22 protein-coding genes are annotated in these 22,193 nt (G+C 72.5%); 19 read left to right on the top strand and 3 right to left on the bottom strand.

The annotated features are described in order from the left end of the window. The first annotated feature begins 23 nt into the window (after window positions 1-23). From AB0N81_RS34945 to AB0N81_RS34885, 13 genes are all read left to right on the top strand, one after another. The gene (locus AB0N81_RS34945; RefSeq protein WP_365365755.1) at window positions 24-1,250 is read left to right on the top strand and encodes an aminotransferase class III-fold pyridoxal phosphate-dependent enzyme; all 1,227 of its coding nucleotides are present in this window, start codon (window positions 24-26) and stop codon (window positions 1,248-1,250) included. A gap of 1 nt (window position 1,251) precedes the next feature. Further along, complete coding sequence (locus AB0N81_RS34940; protein WP_365365626.1) at window positions 1,252-1,509, top strand: acyl carrier protein; 258 nt, start codon at window positions 1,252-1,254, stop codon at window positions 1,507-1,509. Beyond that, window positions 1,506-2,627, top strand: a complete 1,122-nt coding sequence (locus AB0N81_RS34935) for a beta-ketoacyl synthase N-terminal-like domain-containing protein (protein ID WP_365365624.1) — start codon at window positions 1,506-1,508, stop codon at window positions 2,625-2,627. The genes AB0N81_RS34940 and AB0N81_RS34935 overlap by 4 nt, the downstream gene beginning before the upstream one ends. Further along, window positions 2,627-3,385: a 3-oxoacyl-ACP synthase gene (locus AB0N81_RS34930; RefSeq protein ID WP_365365622.1), complete on the top strand. Its 759-nt coding sequence runs from the start codon at window positions 2,627-2,629 to the stop codon at window positions 3,383-3,385. The genes AB0N81_RS34935 and AB0N81_RS34930 overlap by 1 nt, the downstream gene beginning before the upstream one ends. Beyond that, the gene (locus tag AB0N81_RS34925) at window positions 3,382-4,740 is read left to right on the top strand and encodes a class I adenylate-forming enzyme family protein (RefSeq protein ID WP_365365620.1); all 1,359 of its coding nucleotides are present in this window, start codon (window positions 3,382-3,384) and stop codon (window positions 4,738-4,740) included. Before AB0N81_RS34930 ends, AB0N81_RS34925 begins: the two co-directional genes overlap by 4 nt. Window positions 4,741-4,823: 83 nt before the next feature. Further along, entirely contained in the window at window positions 4,824-5,114 is a 291-nt protein-coding gene (locus tag AB0N81_RS34920; protein ID WP_365365618.1) for an acyl carrier protein, read from the top strand. Further along, window positions 5,111-6,154 carry a hypothetical protein gene (locus tag AB0N81_RS34915; RefSeq protein ID WP_365365616.1) on the top strand — a complete coding sequence of 348 codons (1,044 nt, stop codon included), beginning with the start codon at window positions 5,111-5,113 and terminating at the stop codon, window positions 6,152-6,154. The genes AB0N81_RS34920 and AB0N81_RS34915 overlap by 4 nt, the downstream gene beginning before the upstream one ends. After that, window positions 6,151-6,891 (top strand): 3-oxoacyl-ACP reductase FabG, encoded by a 741-nt coding sequence (gene fabG, locus AB0N81_RS34910; protein ID WP_365365614.1) that lies wholly within the window; start codon window positions 6,151-6,153, stop codon window positions 6,889-6,891. The genes AB0N81_RS34915 and fabG overlap by 4 nt, the downstream gene beginning before the upstream one ends. Window positions 6,892-6,941: 50 nt before the next feature. Next, a complete protein-coding gene (locus AB0N81_RS34905; RefSeq protein ID WP_365365612.1) occupies window positions 6,942-8,237 on the top strand; it encodes a nucleotide disphospho-sugar-binding domain-containing protein in 1,296 nt (431 codons plus the stop codon). Beyond that, the gene (locus AB0N81_RS34900; RefSeq protein ID WP_365365610.1) at window positions 8,234-9,229 is read left to right on the top strand and encodes a Gfo/Idh/MocA family oxidoreductase; all 996 of its coding nucleotides are present in this window, start codon (window positions 8,234-8,236) and stop codon (window positions 9,227-9,229) included. The genes AB0N81_RS34905 and AB0N81_RS34900 overlap by 4 nt, the downstream gene beginning before the upstream one ends. A gap of 72 nt (window positions 9,230-9,301) precedes the next feature. Continuing rightward, window positions 9,302-10,381 carry an inositol-3-phosphate synthase gene (locus AB0N81_RS34895; RefSeq protein ID WP_365365608.1) on the top strand — a complete coding sequence of 360 codons (1,080 nt, stop codon included), beginning with the start codon at window positions 9,302-9,304 and terminating at the stop codon, window positions 10,379-10,381. Window positions 10,382-10,460: 79 nt separating this feature from the next. After that, window positions 10,461-11,711, top strand: a complete 1,251-nt coding sequence (locus tag AB0N81_RS34890) for an MFS transporter (protein ID WP_365365606.1) — start codon at window positions 10,461-10,463, stop codon at window positions 11,709-11,711. Window positions 11,712-11,715: 4 nt separating this feature from the next. After that, window positions 11,716-12,831, top strand: a complete 1,116-nt coding sequence (locus AB0N81_RS34885) for a hypothetical protein (protein WP_365365604.1) — start codon at window positions 11,716-11,718, stop codon at window positions 12,829-12,831. Window positions 12,832-12,979: 148 nt separating this feature from the next. Here the strand turns inward: AB0N81_RS34885 and AB0N81_RS34880 are convergent, their stop codons facing one another. Next, window positions 12,980-13,531 carry an AAA family ATPase gene (locus tag AB0N81_RS34880; RefSeq protein ID WP_365365602.1) on the bottom strand — a complete coding sequence of 184 codons (552 nt, stop codon included), beginning with the start codon at window positions 13,529-13,531 and terminating at the stop codon, window positions 12,980-12,982. A gap of 160 nt (window positions 13,532-13,691) precedes the next feature. On the opposite strand from AB0N81_RS34880, the gene AB0N81_RS34875 reads away from it, so the two are divergent. Continuing rightward, window positions 13,692-14,963, top strand: a complete 1,272-nt coding sequence (locus AB0N81_RS34875) for an acyltransferase domain-containing protein (protein WP_365365600.1) — start codon at window positions 13,692-13,694, stop codon at window positions 14,961-14,963. 9 nt (window positions 14,964-14,972) lie between these two features. Beyond that, complete coding sequence (locus AB0N81_RS34870) at window positions 14,973-15,935, top strand: GDP-L-fucose synthase (protein ID WP_365365598.1); 963 nt, start codon at window positions 14,973-14,975, stop codon at window positions 15,933-15,935. Window positions 15,936-15,963: 28 nt separating this feature from the next. Here the strand turns inward: AB0N81_RS34870 and AB0N81_RS34865 are convergent, their stop codons facing one another. Together AB0N81_RS34865 and AB0N81_RS34860 are read right to left on the bottom strand one after the other, a co-directional pair. Continuing rightward, window positions 15,964-16,833 (bottom strand): MaoC/PaaZ C-terminal domain-containing protein, encoded by an 870-nt coding sequence (locus AB0N81_RS34865; RefSeq protein WP_365365596.1) that lies wholly within the window; start codon window positions 16,831-16,833, stop codon window positions 15,964-15,966. Window positions 16,834-16,853: 20 nt separating this feature from the next. Continuing rightward, window positions 16,854-17,669: a mycofactocin-coupled SDR family oxidoreductase gene (locus tag AB0N81_RS34860; RefSeq protein ID WP_365365593.1), complete on the bottom strand. Its 816-nt coding sequence runs from the start codon at window positions 17,667-17,669 to the stop codon at window positions 16,854-16,856. A 357-nt stretch (window positions 17,670-18,026) separates the two neighbouring features. On the opposite strand from AB0N81_RS34860, the gene AB0N81_RS34855 reads away from it, so the two are divergent. The 4 genes from AB0N81_RS34855 to AB0N81_RS34840 all read left to right on the top strand — a co-directional run bounded on the left by AB0N81_RS34855 (window position 18,027) and on the right by AB0N81_RS34840 (window position 22,122). Continuing rightward, window positions 18,027-19,265: a 3-deoxy-7-phosphoheptulonate synthase class II gene (locus AB0N81_RS34855; protein ID WP_365365753.1), complete on the top strand. Its 1,239-nt coding sequence runs from the start codon at window positions 18,027-18,029 to the stop codon at window positions 19,263-19,265. Window positions 19,266-19,591: 326 nt separating this feature from the next. Next, a complete protein-coding gene (locus tag AB0N81_RS34850; RefSeq protein ID WP_365365591.1) occupies window positions 19,592-20,269 on the top strand; it encodes a carbonic anhydrase in 678 nt (225 codons plus the stop codon). 53 nt (window positions 20,270-20,322) lie between these two features. Next, a complete protein-coding gene (locus AB0N81_RS34845) occupies window positions 20,323-21,846 on the top strand; it encodes a SulP family inorganic anion transporter (protein ID WP_365365589.1) in 1,524 nt (507 codons plus the stop codon). Between the two features lie 123 nt (window positions 21,847-21,969). Then, the gene (locus tag AB0N81_RS34840) at window positions 21,970-22,122 is read left to right on the top strand and encodes a hypothetical protein (protein ID WP_365365587.1); all 153 of its coding nucleotides are present in this window, start codon (window positions 21,970-21,972) and stop codon (window positions 22,120-22,122) included. The last annotated feature ends 71 nt before the right edge of the window (window positions 22,123-22,193 follow it).

Genomic DNA, 22,193 nt, shown 5'->3' with positions numbered 1-22,193 from the left:
GAGGAGAGCAGGCCGTGACCGACATGACCGGAGAGCTCCGGCTCGACAATTCGACGAAGCTGCTCGCCCGCGGCCGGCTCGTCGACGCGACGCTGTCCGAGGAGGACTACGTCATCGAGCGGGACCGGCTGGTGGACGGGGCCTACCCCGTGTACGGCGAGCGGGCCCGGGGCGCCCGGGTGTGGGACGCCGACGGCAACGAGTACCTCGACTACATCCTGGCCTACGGCACGATCATCCTCGGCCACGTGGACCCGGTGGTCACCGAGGCCGCACAGCGGGAGATCGAGGAGGGCTTCTCGATCACGCTCCGCAAGCGGACGCACATCGAGCTCGCCGAGCGGCTGGTGCGCGTCATCCCGGGCGCGGAGCGGGTGTTCCTGCTCAAGACCGGCTCGGACGCCACCAGCGCCGCGGTGCGGCTTTCCCGCGCGTACACCGGCCGCGACCGTGTCGTGCGCTGGGGCTACAACGGATGGCACGACTGGGCGGCGCAGCGGCCCGGCGGCATCCCCGACACCGTGCGGACGCAGGTCGACTCCTTCCGGTACAACGACCTCGACAGTCTGCGGGAGGTCTTCCTGCGCCACCCCGGCGAGGTGGCCTGCCTGCTCCTGATGCCGTTCGAACTCGACAGTCCGGAGCCCGGGTTCCTCCAGGGCGCGGTCGATCTGGCGCACGAGCACGGGGCGTTGGTGGTCTTCGACGAGATGCGTTCCGGGTTCCGGGTGGCGCTCGGCGGCGCGCAGGAGCTGTTCGGTGTGCGGGCCGACCTCGCGACGTTCAGCAAGGCGATGGCGAACGGCTGGGCGGTCTCGGCGCTCACCGGCCGGGCCGACGTGATGGCCATGGTCGGCCGGACGCACATTTCGTCGACGTTCTACTCCAACACGGTGGCGATGGCCGCGGCGGTGGCGACGATCGACCAGCTGGCCGACGGGGTCCTCCTGAAGCGGGTCCGCGGGCTCGGCGAACGGCTGCAGAGCGGCCTGAACGCGCTGGTGCGGCGGCACGGCGTGCCGGCCGAGGTGCGCGGTGTCCCGCAGATGCCGTTCCTGACCTTCACGCACCCCGATCCGGGCCGCGCCCGGCTGATGCAGGACACGTTCTTCCGGGAGACCACTCGCCGCGGCGTCCTGCTGCACCCCACCCACCACTGGTTCATCTGCGCCGCCACCACCGACGCGGACCTCGACCACACCCTGACGGCCTGCGACGAGGCGTTCCGGGCCGCGGCGAAGGTGGCGTGACATGGAAGTGGACACGCTTGAGGCGATGCTGACCCGGGTGCGGGCCAAGCTCGCGGACCGGCTGCAGGAGGAGCCCGGCCTGCCGTGGCTCTCCGACACCGAGCCGCTGTCCTCGGCCGGTATCGACTCGGTGCTGCTCATCACCGTGGTCGGCGAGCTGGAGCAGGAGCTGGGCGTGGTCCTGCCGGACGACGCGGTCCTGGAGTCGGCGAGCATCGAATCACTGGCCACGGCCCTGTTCCGAGGTGATCGTCGATGAGCGGCGCACGGGGCGCGGTCGCCGTCACCGCGCTCGGCGTGTGCAGCCCGGGCGGCGTCGGCGTCTCCGCGCTGTGGGAGGCGCTGGCCACGGGCCGGGCGCACCATCCGCCGATCACGGAGTTCGACGTCGAGGGCGCCACTCTCGGCTCGGCGGGTCAAGTGCCCTGCCACACCGGCGCGGACGGCGCCTGGCGCGCGCTCGACCTCGCCGAGTCGGCCGTACGGGAAGCCCTGGACGGTGTCGACGACGGCGGGCGCGACCGCACGGCCCTCGTCCTCGGTACGACGGATCCCGGAGTGGTGCCCGCCGTGCCGGGGCACCTCGCGGGCGACCTGGCCGCGGCCTGCGCGGAGCGGACCGGTCTGGGCGGCGAGGCCGTCACCGTCGCCAACGCCTCGGCCTCGGGCGCCGCCGCCATCGCGGTCGCCCGTGATCTGGTGGCGGTCGGCGACGCGCCGGCCGCGGTGGTCGGCGGCGCCGACGCCGTCACCGACATGGCCTTCCTCGGTCTCAACTCGCTGCGCACGCTGGGCCCGGAGGGGTGCAGGCCGTTCAGCACCGAGCGCCGGGGCATCGGCCTGTCCGAAGGGGCGGCGGTGCTGCGGCTCGAACCGCTCGACGACGCGGCCGAGCCGCTTGCCGTGCTGGCGGGGTGCGGGCTGACCAATGCCACCGGGCACCTGGCGGCGCCGGGGGCGGACGGCATCGAGCAGGCCGTGCGGATCGCGCTGGCCGACGCGGGCCTCGAACCGGACGACGTCGACTTCGTCAACACGCACGGGCCGGGCACGCGGCGCGGCGACACCGCTGAGGTCACGGCGCTGCGCGCGGTGTTCGGCCCGCGGCTGTCCTCCGTGCCGGTCAACAGCGTCAAGGGCGTGCTCTGGCACTTGCAGGGCGGCGCGGGCGCCGTCGAGGCGCTTGCCTGCGTCCTGTCCCTGACCCATCGCGCCGTCACCCCCACCTGGGGCGCCGAGCCGGTGGACCCGATCTGCGCCGACCTCGACCTGGTCCTCGGAGACGGTCCGCGGCACGTGCCGGAGCTGCGGACCGCGCTGAGCGTCTCCTGCGGTCTGGGCGGCATGAACACCGCGCTCGTACTCCGGAGGCCCTGATGGACGACACCTTCGTGATCACCGCCGCGTCCTCGGGCGAGGTCGACGCCTCGGAGCTGTGGCGCGCGCACGGCGAGGGCGCCGACGGCTGGCGCGACGTGAACAAGTGGACGCAGGAACTCCCGGAGCGCATCACCGAGGTGGCGGGGCAGGCGCTGACCGATGTGGCCGCGGGCGACGCGGGTGACGTCAGTTGCGTCATCGGGTCGGTGTACGGCTCGGGGCACGTGGCGGAGACCATCCGCGCCCGCCTCGACTCGGGTGCCCGCTCGTCGCTGGCACCGGAGTCGTTCCTGTACTTCAACGCGCACGGCGTGACATCCCTGATCTGCCTGCGCCACCGGCTGCGCGGCCACTGCGCCACCCTGCTCGGTGCCGGTGCGGGGCTTCAGGCCCTGGCGGTCGGGCAGCGCAGACTCCGGATCGCGCCGGACGTCCCGGTGCTGTGCGGTGCGTACGAACTGCTCAGTCCGGCCGCCGCCCGCGCGTGCGGCAGCGAACACCTCCCCGGGTGGGCGGCGTTCGTGGCCCTGGAGTCCGCCGCGCGGGCGCGGCGGCGGGGCGCCCGCGTGCTCGCGCGGCTCGACGCCGTGGAGAAGTGCCCTCCGTCCGAAGCGCGTTCGGCCGATGTGCGGGCCACCGCCCCGCTGGCCGGTCTCGTCTCGGCCCTCACCGGCGACGGGGGCGAGCCCTCGGTGACCGTGGCCGCGGCGGGCAGCCGGCACGGCTACCGCTGCACGGCACACAAGGAGGGATGACCGTGGACGACACCCTGGTGGATGTGCTGACCGGGCACCGCCGCGCCGGACGGGGCGACCGCCCCGCACTCATCGACCACCGGCGGTCGGTGACGTACGCCGAGCTGGAACGCGAAGTCGTCGAGCGTGTGCGGGAGTTGCGTGACGCCGGGGTCCGCCCCGGTGTCCGGATCGGCGTCGTACTGACGTCGTCGCTGGACTCGGTGGTCGACTTCGCCGCGGTGACGTCCCTGCACGCGGCCACACTGGTCCTGCAGGAACGCACGGGCGCCGCGGAGCGCTCGGCCGCGCTGACCGACTTCGGCGCCGAACTGAGCCTCGTCGACGGGCTCGTGACCGCGCTGCGGCCGCCCGAGCCGGGCGACGGCGGCTGGTCCTTCGCGGTGACGAGCTCGGGCACCAGCGGCCGGCCGAAGGTGATCTCGCGCGAGTGGCAGGGGACGCTGCGCAACTCCGCCGCGTTCGCCGATGAGTTCGGCCTCACACCGGATGATGTCGTCCTCACCACCAGTCCGCTCGGGCACAGTTACGCGATCGAGGCGGGCACCCTCGCCGTCCTGTCGGCGGGCGCCTGCCAGCTGGTGCCGCCCGGGCCCCTGACTCCGGCGCGGGCCGCGCTCCTCGCCGAACGGCACCGGCCCACCGTCCTGCAGAGCGTGCCGGTGGTCCTGGACTGGTGGGGGCGGGGCGAGGTGCCGCGTGCGGGCGGCTGGAAACGGTGCGTCAGCGCGGGCGACGCCCTCCCCGCCCAGGCCGTCACGGCCTGGCATGACGCGGGCGTGCCCGTGTACGACCACTACGGCAACTCCGAGCTGGGCCAGTTGACCCTCACCCCGGCGGGTGGCGGCGGCTGCGTCGGGCGCCCGCTGCCCGACGTGGGGCTGATGGCGGGCAGCGGCGAACCGGCGCCGGTCGCGGCCCAGTTCCCCGGGCTGTCCCCGGTCCGGATGGAGGCGGGGCGTCCGGTGCCGCTGGCCGACGCCGACGGCTGGGTCACCACCGGCGACCTCGGGGTGCTCGGCGACGACGGGCTGCGGCTGACCGGCCGCAGCGACCTGATCATCAACATCGGCGGCAACAAGGTCTCCCCCGCCGAGGTGGAGAGCGTTCTGCGCGGTGCGCCGGGCGTGAGCGACTGCGCCGTGGTGGGGCGGACGGGGCCCGCGGGCGAGAGCCAGGTGTGGGCCTTCGTCGAGGCCGGCGCCGACGAGTTCGACGCCGCGGCGCTGCGCCGCAGGGCCCGGGAGCTGCTGATGGCGGTGAAGGTGCCTTCGGTGATCCGACGGGTCGACAAGCTGCCCCGGACGGGCAGCGGAAAGATCCGCAGGGGCCTGCTCATGGAGGCCGACGCCTGAGGTCGTTTCCCCCTCATGCGCGTGCAGGCGCGCAGACGTACGCGCACACGTGCTTGCAGACAACGAAGAGAGGAACCAACAACGTGACCGACGCCACGACCCCCCAGAAGACCGACCGCGACCTCGTCCTGGATCTCATCACGACGGTGCTCGCCGAACGGCCCCATCTGCCCGACCGGCTCGACGAGTCGACCACGCTCGACGAGATCGGAATGGACTCGCTGGACCTCATCGTGGTGCTCTCCCGCTTCGAGGAGCGGTGGGGCGTGCCCTACAGCGACGAGGAGACCGACTGGACGGTCTTCAAGAACCTCGGGCACCTGGCCGACAGTCTGGTGGCCCGCGCCCGGGCCGCGGGCCGCGAGATCCAGTGACCGGCGCGAGCGCCCCGCGGTTCGACCAGGCGGGGGCACTGGGCTGGCGCGACCGCGCCCTGGACGGCCTGAACTGCGTGCTGCGCTGCGTCGAAGCGGTCCTGCGGTACCGGGGCCTCGACCCGCTCGCGGTCGCCCGTGCGCTGAACGGCCCGCTCGATCCGGTGGGCCGGGACCTGGCCAAGGACTTCGACGGCTGCCGCGTGGACTACCGCACCGCCTTCGACGACGGCACCCGCAACGTGCCGTTCGTCCTGGAGCGGCTCGGCGCGGGCGAGCCGGTGATGGTGCTGCCCGACCGGTTCCACCTGCCCGGCGACGTGTACGAGGGCCGCTACCACTTCCACGACCACGCGGTCCTCGCGTCGCGGTGGTCACCGGACGACGGCGTCATGACCGTGCTGGACACCGACGCCGACCCGGACGACGGGTTCCGCCGTCACTGGACGCTGACTCCCGGGCTGCGGGCCCTGTTCACCTGGGTCGGCACGGTGACGGTGACCGACGCACCCGACACGAGCGACCCCGAGGAGTACTTCGCCGCGCGCCTCGACCGCGACACCGCGCTGCTCTCGGTCGGCGCGCGCGCCCTCGGCGAACTCCTCGACGAGCTCACCGAGGCCGGCCTCGGCCTGCGGACTGCCAGGGCCCTGCACGTGCTGGTGCTCGGCGACATCCAGCCCCAGCTGTTCGTCTACGGGAACGCGCTCGCCGTCCCGCCCGCCGACGGCGGGACGCTCACGCTGCCCCCTCAGATGGCGGCGGTACGGACCGCGGCGCTCGGCGCCCGGGTCTGCGCCAAACGGCTCGGCATCGCCCTGATCGCGGCGCACGAACAGGCGGACCCCCTGGCCGCGTACCCGCGCGTCATGGAGCTTGCCCGTCCGCTGCGCGCGGCGCTCGACCGGCTGCGGGAGGCGCTCGTCGCCGCGGGCGGCCGGGAGGGTCCCGCGGACCCGGACGCGACCGCCCGGCTGCGCAAGCGGTTCGCGCACATCGAGACGACCTGCTTCCCGCTGCCCGAGGACGCGACCGCATGAGCGTGCGGGCCGCGCTGGTGACCGGGGGCTCGGGCCCGCTCGGCCGGTCCTTCGCGCACGAACTGGCCCAGCATGGTTACGCGGTGGGGGTGCACGCCCACCGGAACGAGGAAGCGGCACAGGACGTGGTCGGCGAGCTACGGGCGGCGGGCGCGGCCGCGACGGCGGTGACGGCCGACCTGTCACGGCCCGGCAGCGGCCGGCGGGTCGTGGAGCGCGTCGTCGAGGAGTTCGGCCGGCTCGACGCCCTCGTGGTCAACGCCGGGGTCCACCGGGACCGGCTGCTGCTCGCCGTGTCCGAGGACGAGTGGGAGGAGCAGCTCGCCGTCAATCTGACGGGGGCGTTCCGGTGCGTGCAGGCAGGGGTGCGGGAGATGACGCGGCACGGGGGCGGCCGGATCGTTCTCGTGTCGTCGGTGGCGGGGCTGCGCGGGCAGCCGGGCCAGGCGGCCTACGCGGCCTCCAAGTCCGGTCTGCACGGGCTGACCTGGACGACCGCCAAGGAGTACGGGCGGTACGGCATCACCTGCAACTGCGTGGCGCCCGGCCTGGTCGCCGACACCCCCGCTCACGACGGCATGCCCGAGCGGGCCCGACAGGACGTGGTGGCCAGGACGCCACTCGGCCGGGCGGGCCGCGCGGAGGAGATCGCCTCGGTCGTGGCCTTCCTGTGCTCCCCCGCGGCGTCCTACGTCTCCGGGCAGGTGATCGCGGTGGACGGCGGGATGACGGCCTGACAGTCACCTGACAGCGAGGACGAGCACGACCCGAACGAGCAGGAGGACGTGTGACCGAGCGAGTGTTGTTCTTCCCCTGGGGCTGGGGCGGTGGTGCCGCCTACACCGGCCGCTGCCTCGTCCTGGCCGCGGCGCTGGCCGAGGCGGGCGACGAGGTGGCGTTCGCGGACTGCGGCATCAACGCCATGGTCCGCGAGGCCGGGTTCCCGGTCCTCGCGTCGGAGCCCGAGGCGCCGAGCCCGCCTGACCGGCACCCGATGCCGCCGTTCCTGCCCTTCGCCGACGTGGAGCGCGTGTTCGCCGTGGCGGCGACGTACCACCGGATCGAGCGTGTCCGGCAGCGGATCGCGGCGGACACCCGGCTGATCGAGGAGTACCGGCCGACACTCGTCGTCATCGACATGTGTCCGACCGCGGCCCTCGCCGCGCGGGCCAAGGGCATCCCGGTGGTCTCCCTCGCCGACGCGGACTTCGTCACGCCGCGCGACAACGGCTGGATGCCGTGGTCGACGGTGGCGCCGCGCGACCTGCTGCCGCACCCGTCGAGCCTGCCCGTCTGGGACGAGGTCTCGCGCGAGCTGGGCCTCGGCCCGGTGGCGCGGGCGGAGCACCTGCTGTGGGGCGACGTCACCCTGGTGTCCAGCCTCCCCGGCCTCGAACCCCTCGACGGCCCGCCGCACCGCGGCCGGCTGCACTACGTGGGGCCGATGTACTGGAATCCGGTGAAGCCCGTCGACGGCCCCCCGCCACCGCTCACCGACCGGCCCCGCGTGTACGTGACCATCGGCAGCGGCGGCACGGTGGGCCGGCAGGCCCTGCAGAACGTCCTCGACGCCTGCGCCGACGAGCCGTGGAGCGTGTACGTCTCCAGCGGCTTCGCGTTCGAGGGCGGCCTGAAGGTGCCGGACAACGTGGTGGTGGCGGGCTTCACCGGCCTGGACACGCCGTTGGAGTGGGCCGACGTGGTGGTGAGCCACGGGGGTTCGGCGACGGTTCTCGCCACGCTGCGGCACGGCAAGCCGTCGGTCGTCATGCCGTTCATGTCCGAACAGGAGATGAACGGGCGGCAGTTGGTCGAGGACACCGGAGCCGGGGTGCTGCTGCGGACCAGTGAGACCACCCCGCGCGGACGGCTGAACTTCCGTGACCGGTACTCCGGCCCGTCCGACCAGCCGTGCGTGCGCGTCGACGACATCCGGCGCGGCGTCGCCGAAGTCCTCGGCGGCGCGGGGTTCACCGAGCGCGCCGCACAGTGGGGCGAGCGGCTGCGCGCCTGCCAGGAGTCGACCGACCTGGCCGCCCTGGCCCGGTCCGCGGCCAGCGCCCCCGCGGAGGTGGGCCGATGACCGCCGGGTTGCGCGTCGGCCTCGTGGGCTGCGGCCAGATCGGCGCGATGTACGCCCACCACCTTCAGGCGCTGGGCCCGCACCGGCTGGTCTGTGTGGACGCGGACCCGGCCCGCGCCGAGAAGGTCGCGCTGGACGTGCCTTCGGCGACCGTCGCGGACAGTGTCGGCGAGCTGGTCTCCCGGGGCTGCGACGCGGCGCTGGTGACGGCGGGCACCACGGCCCATCCCCGCCTCGTCGAGGAGCTGGTCGAGGCCGGTGTGCCGACGCTGTGCGAGAAGCCGCTGGCCGTCGACCTCGACCGCACCGAGCGACTGGGCCTGCTCGCCGAGCGGCGCGGTGTCCCGCTGTGGGTGGGTTTCCAGCGGCACTTCGACCCGGGCTTCGCCGACCTGCGGGCCCGCACGGTCGGGCGGGAGCTGGGCCGCGTACAGCTGCTCAGGCTGGTCTCGCACGACATGGAGCCGCCCCCGGTGGCCCGGCTGCGGCAGAGCGGCTCGGTCTTCACCGACCTCATGCTGCACGACTTCGACCTGGTGCAGTGGCTCACCGGCCGCAGGATCGTCCAGGTCGCGGCGGACGGCGCCGCGCTGTCCTGCCCGGAGCTCGCCGACATCGGCGACTTCGACACGGTCACCGCGATGGTGCGGCTCGACGACGACACCCTGGCCGTCCTCTCCGCGGGCCGGTGGCAGCCGCTCGGCTACGACGTGCGCGCCGAAGTCCTCGGTGACCGGGGCAACTTGGAGGTGGGCGCGGCCGGGCCCGAGCGGACGGCGCCGCCCGGGTCCGGCGGCGCGCCGCACTTCCGCGGGTACTGGGACCGGTTCGCGGTCGCCTACCGCGCGCAGGTGCGGTCGTTCCTCGCGATGGCGGCGGGCGGGCCCGCCGATCCGGCCGCGGGCACCTGGCGCGACTCGCACGACGCGCTGCGCTGCGCGCTGGCCGCCGAACGCTCCGCCACGACGGGATCCGTCCCGGTGGCGCCCTGACCGGTGCGGGGCGGGTCTCCCCCGGCCCCGTCCCGCACCTCCCCCCAACCCCGATTCCGCGAAGGGAAAACGATGGGCAAGATACGTGTGGCCATTGCCGGCGTCGGCAACTGCGCCGCCTCACTCGTACAAGGCGTCCAGTACTACGCCGAGGCCGACCCGGCGAGCCGGGTACCCGGGCTCATGCACGTCGACTTCGGCGGCTACCACGTGCGTGACCTGGAGTTCGTCGCCGCCTTCGACGTGGACGCCAAGAAGGTCGGCCAGGACCTCGCGTCCGCCGTCTTCCGGTCGGAGAACAACACCATCAAGATCTGCGACGTGCCGCCGACCGGCGTCACGGTGCGACGCGGCCCCACGCTGGACGGCCTCGGCCGCTACTACCGCGAGACCATCACGGAGTCGGACACGGAGCCGGTCGACGTCGTCGCCGCGCTCCGCGAGACCGGGGCCGACGTGCTGATCTCCTATCTGCCCGTCGGCAGCGAGGACGCGGACCGCTTCTACGCACAGTGCGCGATCGACGCCGGTGTCGCCTTCGTCAACGCGCTCCCCGTGTTCATCGCGTCGGACCCGCTGTGGGCCGCGAAGTTCGCCGAGGCGGGCGTGCCGATCATCGGCGACGACATCAAGTCGCAGGTGGGCGCCACCATCACGCACCGGGTGCTGACCCGGCTCTTCGAGGACCGCGGAGTGCGGCTCGACCGGACGATGCAGCTCAACGTCGGCGGCAACATGGACTTCCGCAACATGCTCGAACGTGAGCGTCTGGAGTCGAAGAAGACGTCGAAGACCCAGTCGGTGACGTCACAGATCGACCGCGCCATGAGCCGCGACTCCGTGCACATCGGCCCGTCGGACCACGTGCCGTGGCTGGACGACCGCAAGTGGGCCTATGTGCGCCTGGAGGGGCGGGCGTTCGGCGACGTACCGCTGTCCCTGGAGTACAAGCTGGAGGTGTGGGACTCGCCGAACTCGGCGGGTGTCATCATCGATGCCGTGCGGGCCGCGAAGATCGCGCTCGACCGCGGGATCGGCGGCCCGCTCCTTGCGCCGTCGGCGTACTTCATGAAGTCGCCGCCCGAGCAGTACCGCGACTCGGACGCCTTCGACGCGGTCGAGGCGTTCATCGCCGGCCCGCCGTCGGTGTAGGAAGCCCGCGGAGGCAGCTCGAGGCAGCCCGCAGAGACAGCCGCAGGGGAAGCTCGTAGAGGGAGAAGAGGGCACCGTCATGTCCGGTTCCGCCACCCTGGCGGCCGAGTCCGTCCGCCTGCGAGACTTCCGCCTGCTGTGGATCGGCAGCAGCATCAGCCAGCTGTGCGGTATGGCCACGGTGGTCGCCTTCCCGCTGCTCGCCGCCCAGGCCCTCGGCGCGTCCGTCGGCGAGGTCGGCCTCATCACCGCGGCCGGCTATCTGCCCTGGCTCATCATCACCCTGCCCGCGGGCGTCTACAGCTCACGGCTGCCGCCGCGCACCGTGCTGCTGCTCACCGACCTCAGCCGCGCCGCGATCGTGACCATGGTGCCGGTGCTCTCCGCCACGGGCCATCTGGCCCTGTGGCACCTCTACTTGTCCAATGTCCTGGTCAGCTGCGCGACGGTGTTCTACGAGATCGTGTATCTGTCCATGCCGCCCCGGCTGCTGCCCAAGGACAAGCTCGTCTACGGCAACGTCCGTCTGCAGATGGCGCGTGCGATGTCGCTCGCCTTCGGCCCGACGCTGGCGGGTTTCACCGTGCAGCTCCTCGGCGCCGAGCACGCGCCGCTGCTCAACACGGCGGGCTTCCTGGTGTCCTCGTCCTGCAATCTGCTGATGCGGGACCGGATCGAGCCGTCCACCGCGGGGGCCCGCGCCAAGGGCATGTGGGCCGAACTCGCCGAAGCCGCCCGGTTCATCACCCGAAGACGGGTCATCCTGGCGTCGATCGCGGGCTCGGCCGTCGGGAACTGCTGCTTCGCCGCGTACGAGGCACTCGTCGTCATCTTCCTCGCCCACGACGTCGGGGTCGCCCCCGGCACGCTGGGCATGCTGCTCGGGTCCGTCGGCATCGGCGGACTGATCGGGGCGTTCGGCGCGGGCCGCGTCAGCCGCCGCCTCGGCACGGCGCGGGCCGTCTGGCTGCCGGCCGCCACCATGGCGCCGGCGGGCCTGCTCCTGCCGCTGACCCAGCCGGGCTCCGGCCTCTTCCTGTTCCTGAGCGGCGCCCTGCTCTTCCACGCCGGCTACGCCGTGTTCACGGTCGGCCAGGCCACGCTCGTACAACTCCTGACGCCACCCGAACTCCTGCAACGGACGGTCGCCTGCGTCCGGTTCATCAGCCGAGGAATGCTCTTCGTCGGCGGACTGGTCGGCGGTGGCCTGGGAACCCTGTTCGGCCCGCGGGTCGGGCTGGCCGTCGTGATGCTTCTCTGGCTCAGCGCCCCGCTCATCGCCGCGTCCTCGCGACTGCGGCAGTGGCGGGACATCCCCACTTTGGAGTGACTACATGACTGAGACGATCGACATCGTCATGACGACCATCGGTTCCGGGTCGTTCCTCAAGCACTTCACCGACACCCTCGCCGAGGACGGTGCCCGGCTCGTCGTCATCCCCGACAGGAAGACGCCCGCCGCGTTCTACGAGGCGTGCGAGCAGGCACGCGGCCGGGGCGCCCGGATCGTCTCCCCCGACGTGGCGGAGCAGGACCGGTTCCTCGCGAAGCTCGGCGTGCCCGACCTGATCCCCTACGACTCCGACAACCGCCGCAACATCGGCTACCTGTTGTCGTACCTGAACGGCAGCTCCTTCGCCGTCTCCATGGACGACGACAACCTGCCGATCGACAGCCCGTTCCTCGACGAGCACCGCGTCGTCCTGCGAGGGCCCGTGCGGCAGCGCACCGTCTCCGCCGACAACGGCTGGTTCAACGCGTGCGACCTGCTGACCGTCAGCCCCTGCCGCGTCTTCCCGCGCGGCTTCCCCTACGGCCCCCGGGAGGCCGCCACTCGGCTCACCCACGCCGAGGAGGTGGCCGACGTGCGCGTCAACGCCGGGCTGTGGCTCGACGACCCCGACGTGGACGCGGTGACCCGCCTCGCGGTCCGGCCCAGGGTCACCGCCTACAACGGCGAGGCCGCCGTGCTGGCCAAGGACACCTGGTGCCCGGTCAATTCGCAGAACACCGCGGTGCACCACGACGCCCTGCCCGCGTACTACTTCCTGCGCATGGGCCAGCCCATCGGCGGCGCGGCGGTCGAGCGCTTCGGTGACATCTTCAGCGGGTACTTCGTCGCCGCCTGCGCCAAGCACCTGGGGCACGCGGTGCGGTTCGGCGGGCCGATGGTCAACCACGAGCGCAACGAGCACGACCTGCTCGACGACCTCGCCATCGAACTGCCCGCGATCCGCTTCATGGACGAACTCCTCGACTGGCTGCGGGAGTTCGGCCCGGAGGGCAGCGACTACATCGAGGCGTACGAATCACTCAGCCACGGCCTCCAGGACTTCGCCGAGCAGGCCCGGGGCCCCGCCTGGACGCAGGAGGCGCGGGCGTTCGTGCACCGCAGCGCCCACCTCATGCGCACCTGGCTGACCGCGGTCCGCCGCATCCACGGCGGCTGACGAGAGCGCCCGACGCCGGCGGTCTGCAATGAGGGCGCGCAACGGGGCCGAAAAGGTATGGGTCCGGCGCGGGACGTCTCGTCGCCCGCGCCGGACCCGTACCGGCGTCTGCTTCAGCCCTTCAGCCCTATCAGCCCTATCAGCCCTATCAGCCCTTCGCCAGGATGGCGTCGACCGTCTCGTCCAGCGTCAGCTGCGAGCTGTCGAACCACTCGCCCTCGCCCGCGAGTTCGCCCCGCATCGCCTCGTCGAGGAACGACCAGTCGTCCGCGAGGACCTTGTCCCGGTCGGTGAGCCGCCGGGTGACGACGTCCATCGACGGGGCGAGCACGATCAGACGCAGCGGAAGGTCCTTCAGGTGCTCCCGGTAGAACTCCAGGTGCGCGCGCCGCACGACGACGTCGTCGATGACCGGCACGACGCCCGCGGCGTGGAAGCTGCGCGCAAGGACCGCCGCGTTGCGTGCCCGCAGGAGCAGCTGGCGGTCCGCCTCCAGGTCCTCCTCCGGCTTGGGCAGGTGGTTCCCCGACACGATCAGATCCTGGAGGTGGTCGCCCTCGATGTGCGCGCCGAGGGGGAACCGGCGGGCCAGAGCGTCCGACACGGAACTCTTCCCGGACCCCGGAATGCCGACGACGAGGAATACGTGCGGGGCCGGTTCGGTATCGACGACCTGGCCCTGGAACGAGGTTTCCGGCATGCTTCTTCTACTCCTTTATTCGCCTTGTCGAACGGCGGTCCGATAGGGCCGACGCGGGGATCGTAGCAACTACCAACTACCTGTCCGACCCCATTTACGGATACAGGAAGTGCCTATGCCATTCACCGACTCATTGTCCTCTCCTCCGCCTTGGTCACTGATGTTTTCAGCCACCGAGCACGCGGGGTTGGTGGCCGCCGCCAAATCGGCCGCCGAATTGCTGGCCGACGGTGCCGGGCCCGAATCGGTGGCGCCCGCGCGGCTTCCCGCGGGCGTGCCCGGCGAGGAACGTCTCGCCGTCACCGCCGCGGACCCGGCGGGCCTGGTCGAGGGACTGACCTCCTTCGCCGAGGACATACCGAGCCCGCGGTGGACGTCGGGGCGCGCCGACGGCGGCGCGGCGCGCGCCGCCTGGTGCTTCGGCGGTCACGGCAGCCAGTGGCCGGGCATGGGGCGGGAGTTGCTCGACCGGGTGCCCGTCGCGGCCCGGGTCCTTGCCGAACTCGATCCACTGCTGCCCGGCGGTGTCGTCGAACCGCTGCGGAACGCGGCCGTCGGGGAGGCGGGCGGGCCGGACACGACACAGCCCCTGATCTTCGCCGTGCAGGTCGCGACCGCGCACTGGCTCCTGTCGCTGGGGCTGCGGCCGGAGGCGGTGGTGGGGCACAGCCTCGGCGAGGTCGCCGCCGCCCATGTGTCGGGCGCCCTGACGCTGGCCGAAGCGGCCCGGGTGGTCGCCGTGCGTTCCGGTCTCCTCGCCCGGGCGGCGGGCGGCGGGATGATGGCCACGGTCGGTCTCGACCGGCACACCGTCGCGCGGCGCTGCGCCGAGATCCCCGGGACGGTGGTCGTCGCCGCGCACAGCGCGCCCAGGGAGACGGTGGTCACCGGGGAGAGCGAGGCGACGCGGGCGCTGGTGGAGAAGCTGGAGGCCGAGGGCGCGCGGTGCCGGCTGATCAGGATCAACGCCGCGTCGCACAGCCCGTTCGTCGACAGCGTGCTGCCCCGGATGCGCGCCGAGCTGGCCGGGCTCGCCCCCGTCGCGCCCCACACACCGTGGATCTCGACGGTCGACGCGGTGCCGGACCCTGACGACACGGCCACCGCGGCCTACTGGACGCGCAACCTCCGTCAGCCCGTCCGGTACACCCAGGCGGTGTCCGCGCTGGCCCGCCGCGGCATCCGGACGTTCGTGGAGATCGGCCCGCACCCGGTCCTGATCCGGCCGATCCGGGAGACGCTGCGGGCCGAGCACGTGGCCGATCCGCTCGTCGTCGCCTCCGGGCTGCGCAACACCTCCGAGCCGTTGACGCTCCAGCGCCTACTGGGCGCCCTGCACTGCCGGGGCCTCGACCTTCCCGACACACCCCACGAGCCCGTGACCGCTCCCGCGACCGGGGCCGTGCACGCCGCGCCCCACGACCGAGGATGAGAGGCGACCATGTCCGCATCTCCACCCGCCCTCGACCGCTCGGCGACCGTGCTCGTGGCCGGCTCGTCCGGTCTCGTGGGCTCGGCGGTGATCCGCCGTCTCGAAGCCCGGGGCTTCACCTCCGTCGTGGGTGCCCGCTCCACGGACGTCGACCTGACCGACGCGCGGGCCGCCCTCGACTACGTCGCCTCGGTGCGGCCCGCCGTGGTCGTCGACGCGGCCGCACGGGTCGGCGGCATCGCCGCCAACGACGCGGAGCCTGTGGAGTTCCTCAACGACAACCTCAGAATCCAGACGAACCTGTTCGCCGCGGCGCACGCGGCGGACGTGGACCGGCTCCTCTTCCTCGGCTCCTCGTGCATCTATCCGAAGCACGCCCCGCAGCCGATCCCGGAGTCCGCGCTGCTCACCGGGCCGTTGGAGGAGACCAACGACGCCTACGCCATCGCGAAGATCGCCGGCGTGACCGCGGTGCGCTCCTACCGCAGGCAGTACGGGCGTCGCTGGATCTGCGCGATGCCGACCAACGTCTACGGCCCCGGTGACACCTTCCACCCGGCCCGCTCGCACGTGCTGCCCGCGCTGCTCCAGCGGTTCCACGAGGCCCGCGTGTCCGGCGCCGAGGAGGTCGTCGTCTGGGGCACCGGCACGCCGCGGCGGGAGTTCATCCACGTCGACGACCTGGCGGCGGCCTGTCTGCACCTGCTGGACCACTACGACGACCCGACTCCGGTCAACGTCGGTGTGGGCGAGGACCTGTCGATCGCCGAGCTGGCCGGGCTCGTGGCCGAGACGGTCGGCTTCACGGGCCGGATCGCGTGGGACACGACCAGGCCGGACGGGACGCCCCGCAAGCTGCTCGACGTCTCCCGGCTGCGCGGCACGGGGTGGCGGCCCGCGATCGGACTGCCGCAGGGACTGCGGGACACCCATCGCTGGTACGTGGAGAACGTCGCCCCCGCACCGAGCTGACCGCACCGGCAGGTTCCTCGGCTCGCCCCTACGGGACAACGCGCCGCGCGAACCTGCCGTGGTCCATGACGACACCGCGGTGGGAGCGGACTTCGAAGAGCGCCGTCCCGCCGCGGTCCCAGATGTGCACGGTGAGGTCCTGTCCGGGCAGCACCGGCGAGGTGAAGGAGGCGGACATCGTCCCGAACCTGCCGGGGTCGCCGTCGCAGAGCGCGTGCAGCAGGGCCCTGCCCGCGTATCCGAACGTGCAGAGGCCGTGCAGCAGCGGACGGCGGAAGCCGACCCGGGCGGCGACCGCGGGGTCGGAGTGCAGCGGGTTGCGGTCGCCGCTCAGCCGGTAGAGGAGGGCCTGGTTCGCGGCCGTGCGGTAGCCGACGACGTGGTCGGGCTCCCCCGCCGGGCGCTCCCACTTCTGCCCACCCTCGCTCTCCACGACGTCCCCCGCGGCGTTCCGCGCGGCCGCCTCGCCGCCGAAGCCTCCCTCGCGCCTGATGGTCAGTCCGGTGCGCAACTCGGCGAGCGGCCGCCCGGAGTGCGCGTCCACGCAGGAGGATTCGATGACCGCGAGAGCGCCGCGGCCCCGGTCGAGGAGCGCGGTCAGCCGGGAGGTGGTGGTCGCCGCGCCCTCGGCGGGCAGCGGTCCGTGCAGGGTCACGGACTGCTCGGTGTGCAGCAGCTGGGACACGTCGAAGTCGCCGAAGGCCGGCTCGGCCTCGCGGGAGACGAGAGTGGCGGCGAAGGTCGGCAGGACGGCGGGTGCCGCTCCCCCGGAATTCTCCGTGGTGAACCGCAGCTCACGCGTGGGATCCTCGGCTCCGGCTCCGACACCGAGCGCGTAGAGAGCGGTATCCCGGAAGGTCCAATTCCGCGTTCCGGACCCCCATGTCTTTCCAACCATTTCGTGGTAAAGCGCCATTTTCAGAACTCACTGACCCCGGCGTCCACGGCCATGGCGTGCGCGGTGATGTGACGGGACGCGTCCGACACCAGGAACAGCACGGAGTCGGCCACGTCCTGGGCCGAGATGCCCGGCACGGGCAGCATGTTGACCAGCATGCCGCGCAGCCGCGGGTCGGCCATGCTCGCCTTGGCGACCTGGGCCAGCATGGGCTTGCCGCCCATCGTGGTGTCGACACCGGTCGGGTGCACGCTGTTCACACGTATGCCGAACCGCGCGAGCTCGGCGGCGAAGGCCTTCGCCATCCCGCGCACGGCGAACTTGCTGGTGGTGTACGGGATCATGAAGGGCTGCACCTTCAGGCCCGCCGACGAGCTCATCAGCACGATGGAGCCGCCGCCCGCCTCCACCAGGTGCGGCGCGGTCGCCATCACGGTGTTCCAGGTGCCGCGCACGTTGATGTCCATCGTGTCGCGGAAGATGTCCTCGGTGACCTCGTCCCAGGCGCAGGGGATGCAGATGCCCGCGTTGGCGACGACGGCGTCGAGCCGCCCGAGGGTCTTCACGGCTTGTTCCACCGCGTCCCGCAGGACATCGAGTTCGCGGACGTCGGCCACCACGGGGACGGCCCGCTGCCCGGTCTCCTCCACCAGGGCCACCGTCTCGTCCAGGTCGGTCCGCTCCGGCGACGCGTAGGCGACGCCGGGCAGGGTTCCGCACAGGTCGACGGCGATGACGTCAGCGCCCTCGCGCGCCATCCGCAGGACGTGCTCGCGCCCCTGTCCGCGCGCCGCGCCGGTCACCAGAACGGCCTTTCCCTGCATCAGTCCACTCACCGCGTGCGTCCTTTCCCGATACATTCACAACATTCACAGCCGCGTCCGCCATTGCCGTATTGCAGGAACCGGAATTCGACGCGCTCCACGGTAGCGAAAGGTCTTTCGTTGTCCACCTTTCGGGAGTCGGACAGACATTTGTCATGACGGGAACAGCCGATAGAATCGGTGTGTCGACACGGCCACCGTGGCCCCTGGTGCCCCGTCGGGCACCGCATTGCACCGATTCTCTTTTTCTCTCGCCACGGAAGCGCCATCGGGCGAGTTCTCATTCACCGTCATGCCGCTGCACGAGGGGGATCGTTGACCGGACAAGCGCCCGTGGCCCACCGGTCCGGCACCGCGCGCCCGTCGCCGCTGCCGGACCGCCTCAAGTCCGCGCTGGACGACGCGCTCCGCCGGCCCGCCGCCCAGCAGCCGCCGTGGCGCGACGCCGCGGCCGTACGCAGGGTGCGGGCGGTCCTCGAAGGCGTGGCACCGGTGGTGCGCGTCGAGGAGGTCGACCGGCTGCGGGCACGGCTCGCGGCGGTGGCGGGCGGTGCGGCCTTCCTCCTTCAGGGCGGCGACTGCGCCGAGACCTTCGCCGCCACGACCGAGCGGCACATCGAGGGCACCGTCGGCACGCTCTCCCACATGGCCGCGACGCTGACGTCGGCGGGACGGCTGCCGGTGGTGACGCTGGGCCGGCTGGCCGGGCAGTACGCCAAACCCCGCTCGGCCGCCGTGGACGCGCAGGGCCTGCCGAGCTACCGGGGCGACATCGTCAACGCGCCGGAAGCGACCGCCGAGGCCCGCACCCCCGACCCCGGCCGGATGCTCCGCGCCTACGTCAACTCCAGTGCCACCATGGCGGCGGTGCGCGCCCTGGCCGCCACCGGGGCGCTCGACGCGGGCCAATCCGCCCCCGGCGGCGGGGAGTTGTCCACCGAGTTGTTCACCAGCCACGAAGCCCTGCTCCTGGAGTACGAGCGGGCCATGCTCCGGGCGGACGCCCGCACCCCGGACGAGCCGGCGCTCTACGACCTCTCGGCGCACTTCCTGTGGATCGGCGAGCGCACCCGGCAGCCGGACGGCGCGCACATCGCGTTCGCCGAGCTCCTGGCCAACCCGGTCGGACTGAAGCTGGGCCCGACGGCCACACCGGAGCAGGCCATCGAGTACGTCGAGCGGCTGGACCCGCACCACGAGCCGGGCAGGCTGACCCTCATCAGCAGGATGGGCAGCGACCGGGTGCGGGAGGTGCTGCCGCCCATCGTGGAGAAGGTCACCGCGTCCGGGCACACGGTGGTCTGGCAGTGCGACCCGATGCACGGCAACACCGTGCAGTCCGGCGCCTTCAAGACCCGGCACTTCGACCGCATCACCGACGAGGTGCGGGGGTTCTTCGCGGTGCACCGGGCGCTGGGCACCCACCCGGGCGGCCTGCACCTCGAACTCACCGGCGGCGACGTGACCGAGTGCCTCGGGGGTGCGCAGGGCATAGCGGGAGCCGACCTGCGCCACCGCTACGAGACGGCCTGCGACCCGCGCCTCAACGGCGCCCAGTCGCTGGAGCTCGCCGCAGTGGTCGCCGAGTTGCTGCGTCGGCCCAGGTAGCGGGACGCCGGGGCGATGCGACTGCAACGCCGGATGACCGGAATCGCTTCACATCGCGCACACAATCTGCACCGCGATCTTTACCCAACGGTTGATTACCGGACCAATTCCCAGTTCAGGGGCGCTTATTACTCAATCTTTGGCAGGATTTTGCTCTGACATCCCACCGTAATGCGATGGCAAAGTGGTGGACACGACGGCCGTCCAGGCTGTCCCGGGGCGACAGGAGCCCGCCGTCACCGGCGTGCCGTGCCGCCCCACCGTCACCATCGACCCGACCACACCGCGTCCCGGCACCGCCGGAGCGACGCAGGAGGCAGGCCACCATGAAGTCATTGATCGACAACGCCCGTTCGTTCGCCACGACCTATGTGGCGGACCCCCGCAACTCAGCGGCCTTCCAGGCCCTCGGGGCCGGGCAGTCACCAGAAGCCCTGTTCGTCACGTGCTCCGACTCACGCGTCGTGCCGACCCTGATCACCGGAGCGCGCCCGGGCGAACTCTTCGAACTCCGTACGGCGGGCAATGTCGTCCCGCCGTATCCCACGCAAGAACAAGAAGGACACGACGGGCACGACGGACATGACGGCCGCGCAGGCCACTACGGGCGCCCCATGAGCGAGGCGGCCACCATCGAGTACGCGGTGTGCGTGCTCGGCGTCCGCGACATCGTCGTCTGCGGACACTCCCACTGCGGCGCGGTGGGCGCGCTGGTGCGGCGCGAGGACCTGTCGGCCGTGCCCGCGGTGCGCGACTGGCTGGAGCACTCCGTCGCCCCCGACGACGCCCTGCGCTCCCTCGCACCCGCCTCGCCGGACGTGGCGGAAGCCGTGCAGACGCATGTGCTCGCGCAGGTGGAGACGTTGCGGGCCTACCCCTGCGTGCGGGAGCGGGTCGCCGACGGCTCGCTCACCCTGCACGCCTGGTACTACGAAGTCCACACGGGCACCGTCACCGCCCACCGGCCGTCGGACACCGGCCGGCCGTCGTTCAGCCCGCTGTGAGAGCCGCCGCACCCCTCTGACCGGCCCGCTCCCACGACAGGACCCTCACCCACATGTCCTCCCTTCCCTCTCCTTCCCCCCTCCGCTCGCCCTTCAGCGCCCTGCGCGAACCGGGCGTGCTGCGTCGGGACATCCTCGCCTCGCTCGTCGTCTTCCTCGTCGCCCTGCCCCTGTGCGTCGGCGTGGCGGTCGCCTCCGGGGTACCCGCCGAGCTCGGCCTGGTCACCGGCATCGTCGGCGGCATCGTCGTCGGCTTCCTGCCGGGCAGCGCCCTCCAGGTGAGCGGCCCCGCCGCCGGACTGACCGTGCTCGTCTTCGAGGCCGTGCGCGAATTCGGGCTCAGCATGCTCGGCGCCATCGTGCTCCTCACCGGAGCGCTCCAGATCGCCCTCGGCCTGCTGCGCTGCGGCCGGTGGTTCCGCGCGATATCGGTCTCCGTCGTCCAGGGCATGCTGGCGGGCATCGGCCTCGTGCTGATCTTCGGCCAGCTGTACACCATGGCCGGCGCCGAGCAGCCGCGCTCCGGCATCGACAAGATCACCGGCGTGCCCGGGCTGCTCGCCGACACCGTGCAGGACACCACGGCACTGACTGCCGCCGCCCTCGGCCTCGGCACCATCGCCGTCCTCGTGCTGTGGCCGAAGCTGCCCGCGGCGGCACGTGTGGTGCCCGCCCCGCTGGCCGCCGTCGCCCTCGCCACCGCCGTGACGGCCGGGCTCCGCCTCGACGTGGCGAACGTGTCCGTGCGCGGCATGGTCGACGCCATCCAGCCGCCGGGCCTCGGCGACCTGGCGGACCTGGGCGGCGTCGCGGTGCTCGGCACCGTTCTCGCCTTCACCCTGATCGCCTCCGCCGAGTCGCTGTTCAGCGCGGCGGCCGTGGACCGCATGCACGACGGTCCGCGTACGCAGTACGACAAGGAGCTTGTCGCCCAGGGCGTCGGCAACACGGTGTGCGGTGTGCTCGGCGCGCTGCCGATGACCGCGGTCATCGTCCGCAGCTCCGCCAACGTCCAGGCCGGCGCCCGCACCCCGCTCTCCCGCATCCTGCACGGCGTGTGGCTCCTGCTGTTCGCGGTGCTCCTGCCGGCCGCGCTCGGCATCATCCCCCTCGCCGCGCTCGCCGGTGTCCTGGTGCACGCGGGCTGCAAGCTGATCCCCTTCAAGGAGATCGTCCCGCTCGCCCGCGCCCACCGCGGCGAGGCGATCGTCCTCGCCGTCACGGCGATCGCCATCGTGGTGACCAACATGTTCGAGGGCGTGGTGCTCGGCCTGGTGCTCGCCGTCGCCAAGTCCGCCTGGGACACCTCCCATGTCCACCTGGACGTAAGGGAGTTGACCGACGGACGGATGGTGGTGACCCTCACCGGGAACGCCACGTTCCTGCGGCTCCCCCGCATCCTGGAGACGCTGGAGGCCATGCCGCAGGACCGGCCCATCGAGCTGGACCTCACGGCCGTCCGCCACCTGGACCACGCCTGCCGCACGACGCTGGAGAACTGGGCGCTGCGGCACAACGACAGCGGCACGGAAGCCGTACGGATGAAGACGCGGCCGGTGGCCGAGGCCGGGGCCTGACGCCCCCTCCCACCACCTTCCGCTCACCGTTTCCCCCTGCTCCGGGTGGCGGGCGCCAGTTGCCCGCCGCCCGGTGTCCCATCCCCTCGGTACAGAGTGCCGATCAACCATGGAGGTTTCACCGTGGAACAGCTCATCAAGCGCATGACGGAGGAGTCCGTGTGGCAGAAGTGGGTCGCCGCCAACTCCGCTCAGGGCGCCAAGGATGGCTGCATCAGCGCGACGCCGAAGAGCGGCTGCATCAGCGCCACCGGCAAGACCGGCTGCATCTCCTGAAGCGCTGACCCCTGTGGGGCGGGGGCCGCGGCGGCAGGTGCTGCCGCCGCGGCCCCCCCCCCCCCCCCCCC

The sequence above is a fragment of the Streptomyces sp. NPDC093510 genome (genome assembly GCF_040683555.1).
Classification (GTDB): Bacteria; Actinomycetota; Actinomycetes; order Streptomycetales; family Streptomycetaceae; genus Streptomyces.
Note: the sequence above shows the minus strand (reverse complement) of the source record. Positions and strands in the feature narration are given on the sequence as shown.

Bases quoted from the DNA above. Each gene is read 5' to 3' on its own strand.
- AB0N81_RS34945 (WP_365365755.1), top strand. From the start codon at position 24: ATGACCGGAGAGCTCCGGCTCGACAATTCGACGAAGCTGCTCGCCCGC.
- AB0N81_RS34940 (WP_365365626.1), top strand. From the start codon at position 1,252: ATGGAAGTGGACACGCTTGAGGCGATGCTGACCCGGGTGCGGGCCAAG.
- AB0N81_RS34935 (WP_365365624.1), top strand. From the start codon at position 1,506: ATGAGCGGCGCACGGGGCGCGGTCGCCGTCACCGCGCTCGGCGTGTGC.
- AB0N81_RS34930 (WP_365365622.1), top strand. From the start codon at position 2,627: ATGGACGACACCTTCGTGATCACCGCCGCGTCCTCGGGCGAGGTCGAC.
- AB0N81_RS34925 (WP_365365620.1), top strand. From the start codon at position 3,382: ATGACCGTGGACGACACCCTGGTGGATGTGCTGACCGGGCACCGCCGC.
- fabG (WP_365365614.1), top strand. From the start codon at position 6,151: ATGAGCGTGCGGGCCGCGCTGGTGACCGGGGGCTCGGGCCCGCTCGGC.
- AB0N81_RS34900 (WP_365365610.1), top strand. From the start codon at position 8,234: ATGACCGCCGGGTTGCGCGTCGGCCTCGTGGGCTGCGGCCAGATCGGC.
- AB0N81_RS34895 (WP_365365608.1), top strand. From the start codon at position 9,302: ATGGGCAAGATACGTGTGGCCATTGCCGGCGTCGGCAACTGCGCCGCC.
- AB0N81_RS34890 (WP_365365606.1), top strand. From the start codon at position 10,461: ATGTCCGGTTCCGCCACCCTGGCGGCCGAGTCCGTCCGCCTGCGAGAC.
- AB0N81_RS34885 (WP_365365604.1), top strand. From the start codon at position 11,716: ATGACTGAGACGATCGACATCGTCATGACGACCATCGGTTCCGGGTCG.
- AB0N81_RS34880 (WP_365365602.1), bottom strand. From the start codon at position 13,531: ATGCCGGAAACCTCGTTCCAGGGCCAGGTCGTCGATACCGAACCGGCC.
- AB0N81_RS34875 (WP_365365600.1), top strand. From the start codon at position 13,692: ATGTTTTCAGCCACCGAGCACGCGGGGTTGGTGGCCGCCGCCAAATCG.
- AB0N81_RS34870 (WP_365365598.1), top strand. From the start codon at position 14,973: ATGTCCGCATCTCCACCCGCCCTCGACCGCTCGGCGACCGTGCTCGTG.
- AB0N81_RS34865 (WP_365365596.1), bottom strand. From the start codon at position 16,833: ATGGTTGGAAAGACATGGGGGTCCGGAACGCGGAATTGGACCTTCCGG.
- AB0N81_RS34850 (WP_365365591.1), top strand. From the start codon at position 19,592: ATGAAGTCATTGATCGACAACGCCCGTTCGTTCGCCACGACCTATGTG.
- AB0N81_RS34845 (WP_365365589.1), top strand. From the start codon at position 20,323: ATGTCCTCCCTTCCCTCTCCTTCCCCCCTCCGCTCGCCCTTCAGCGCC.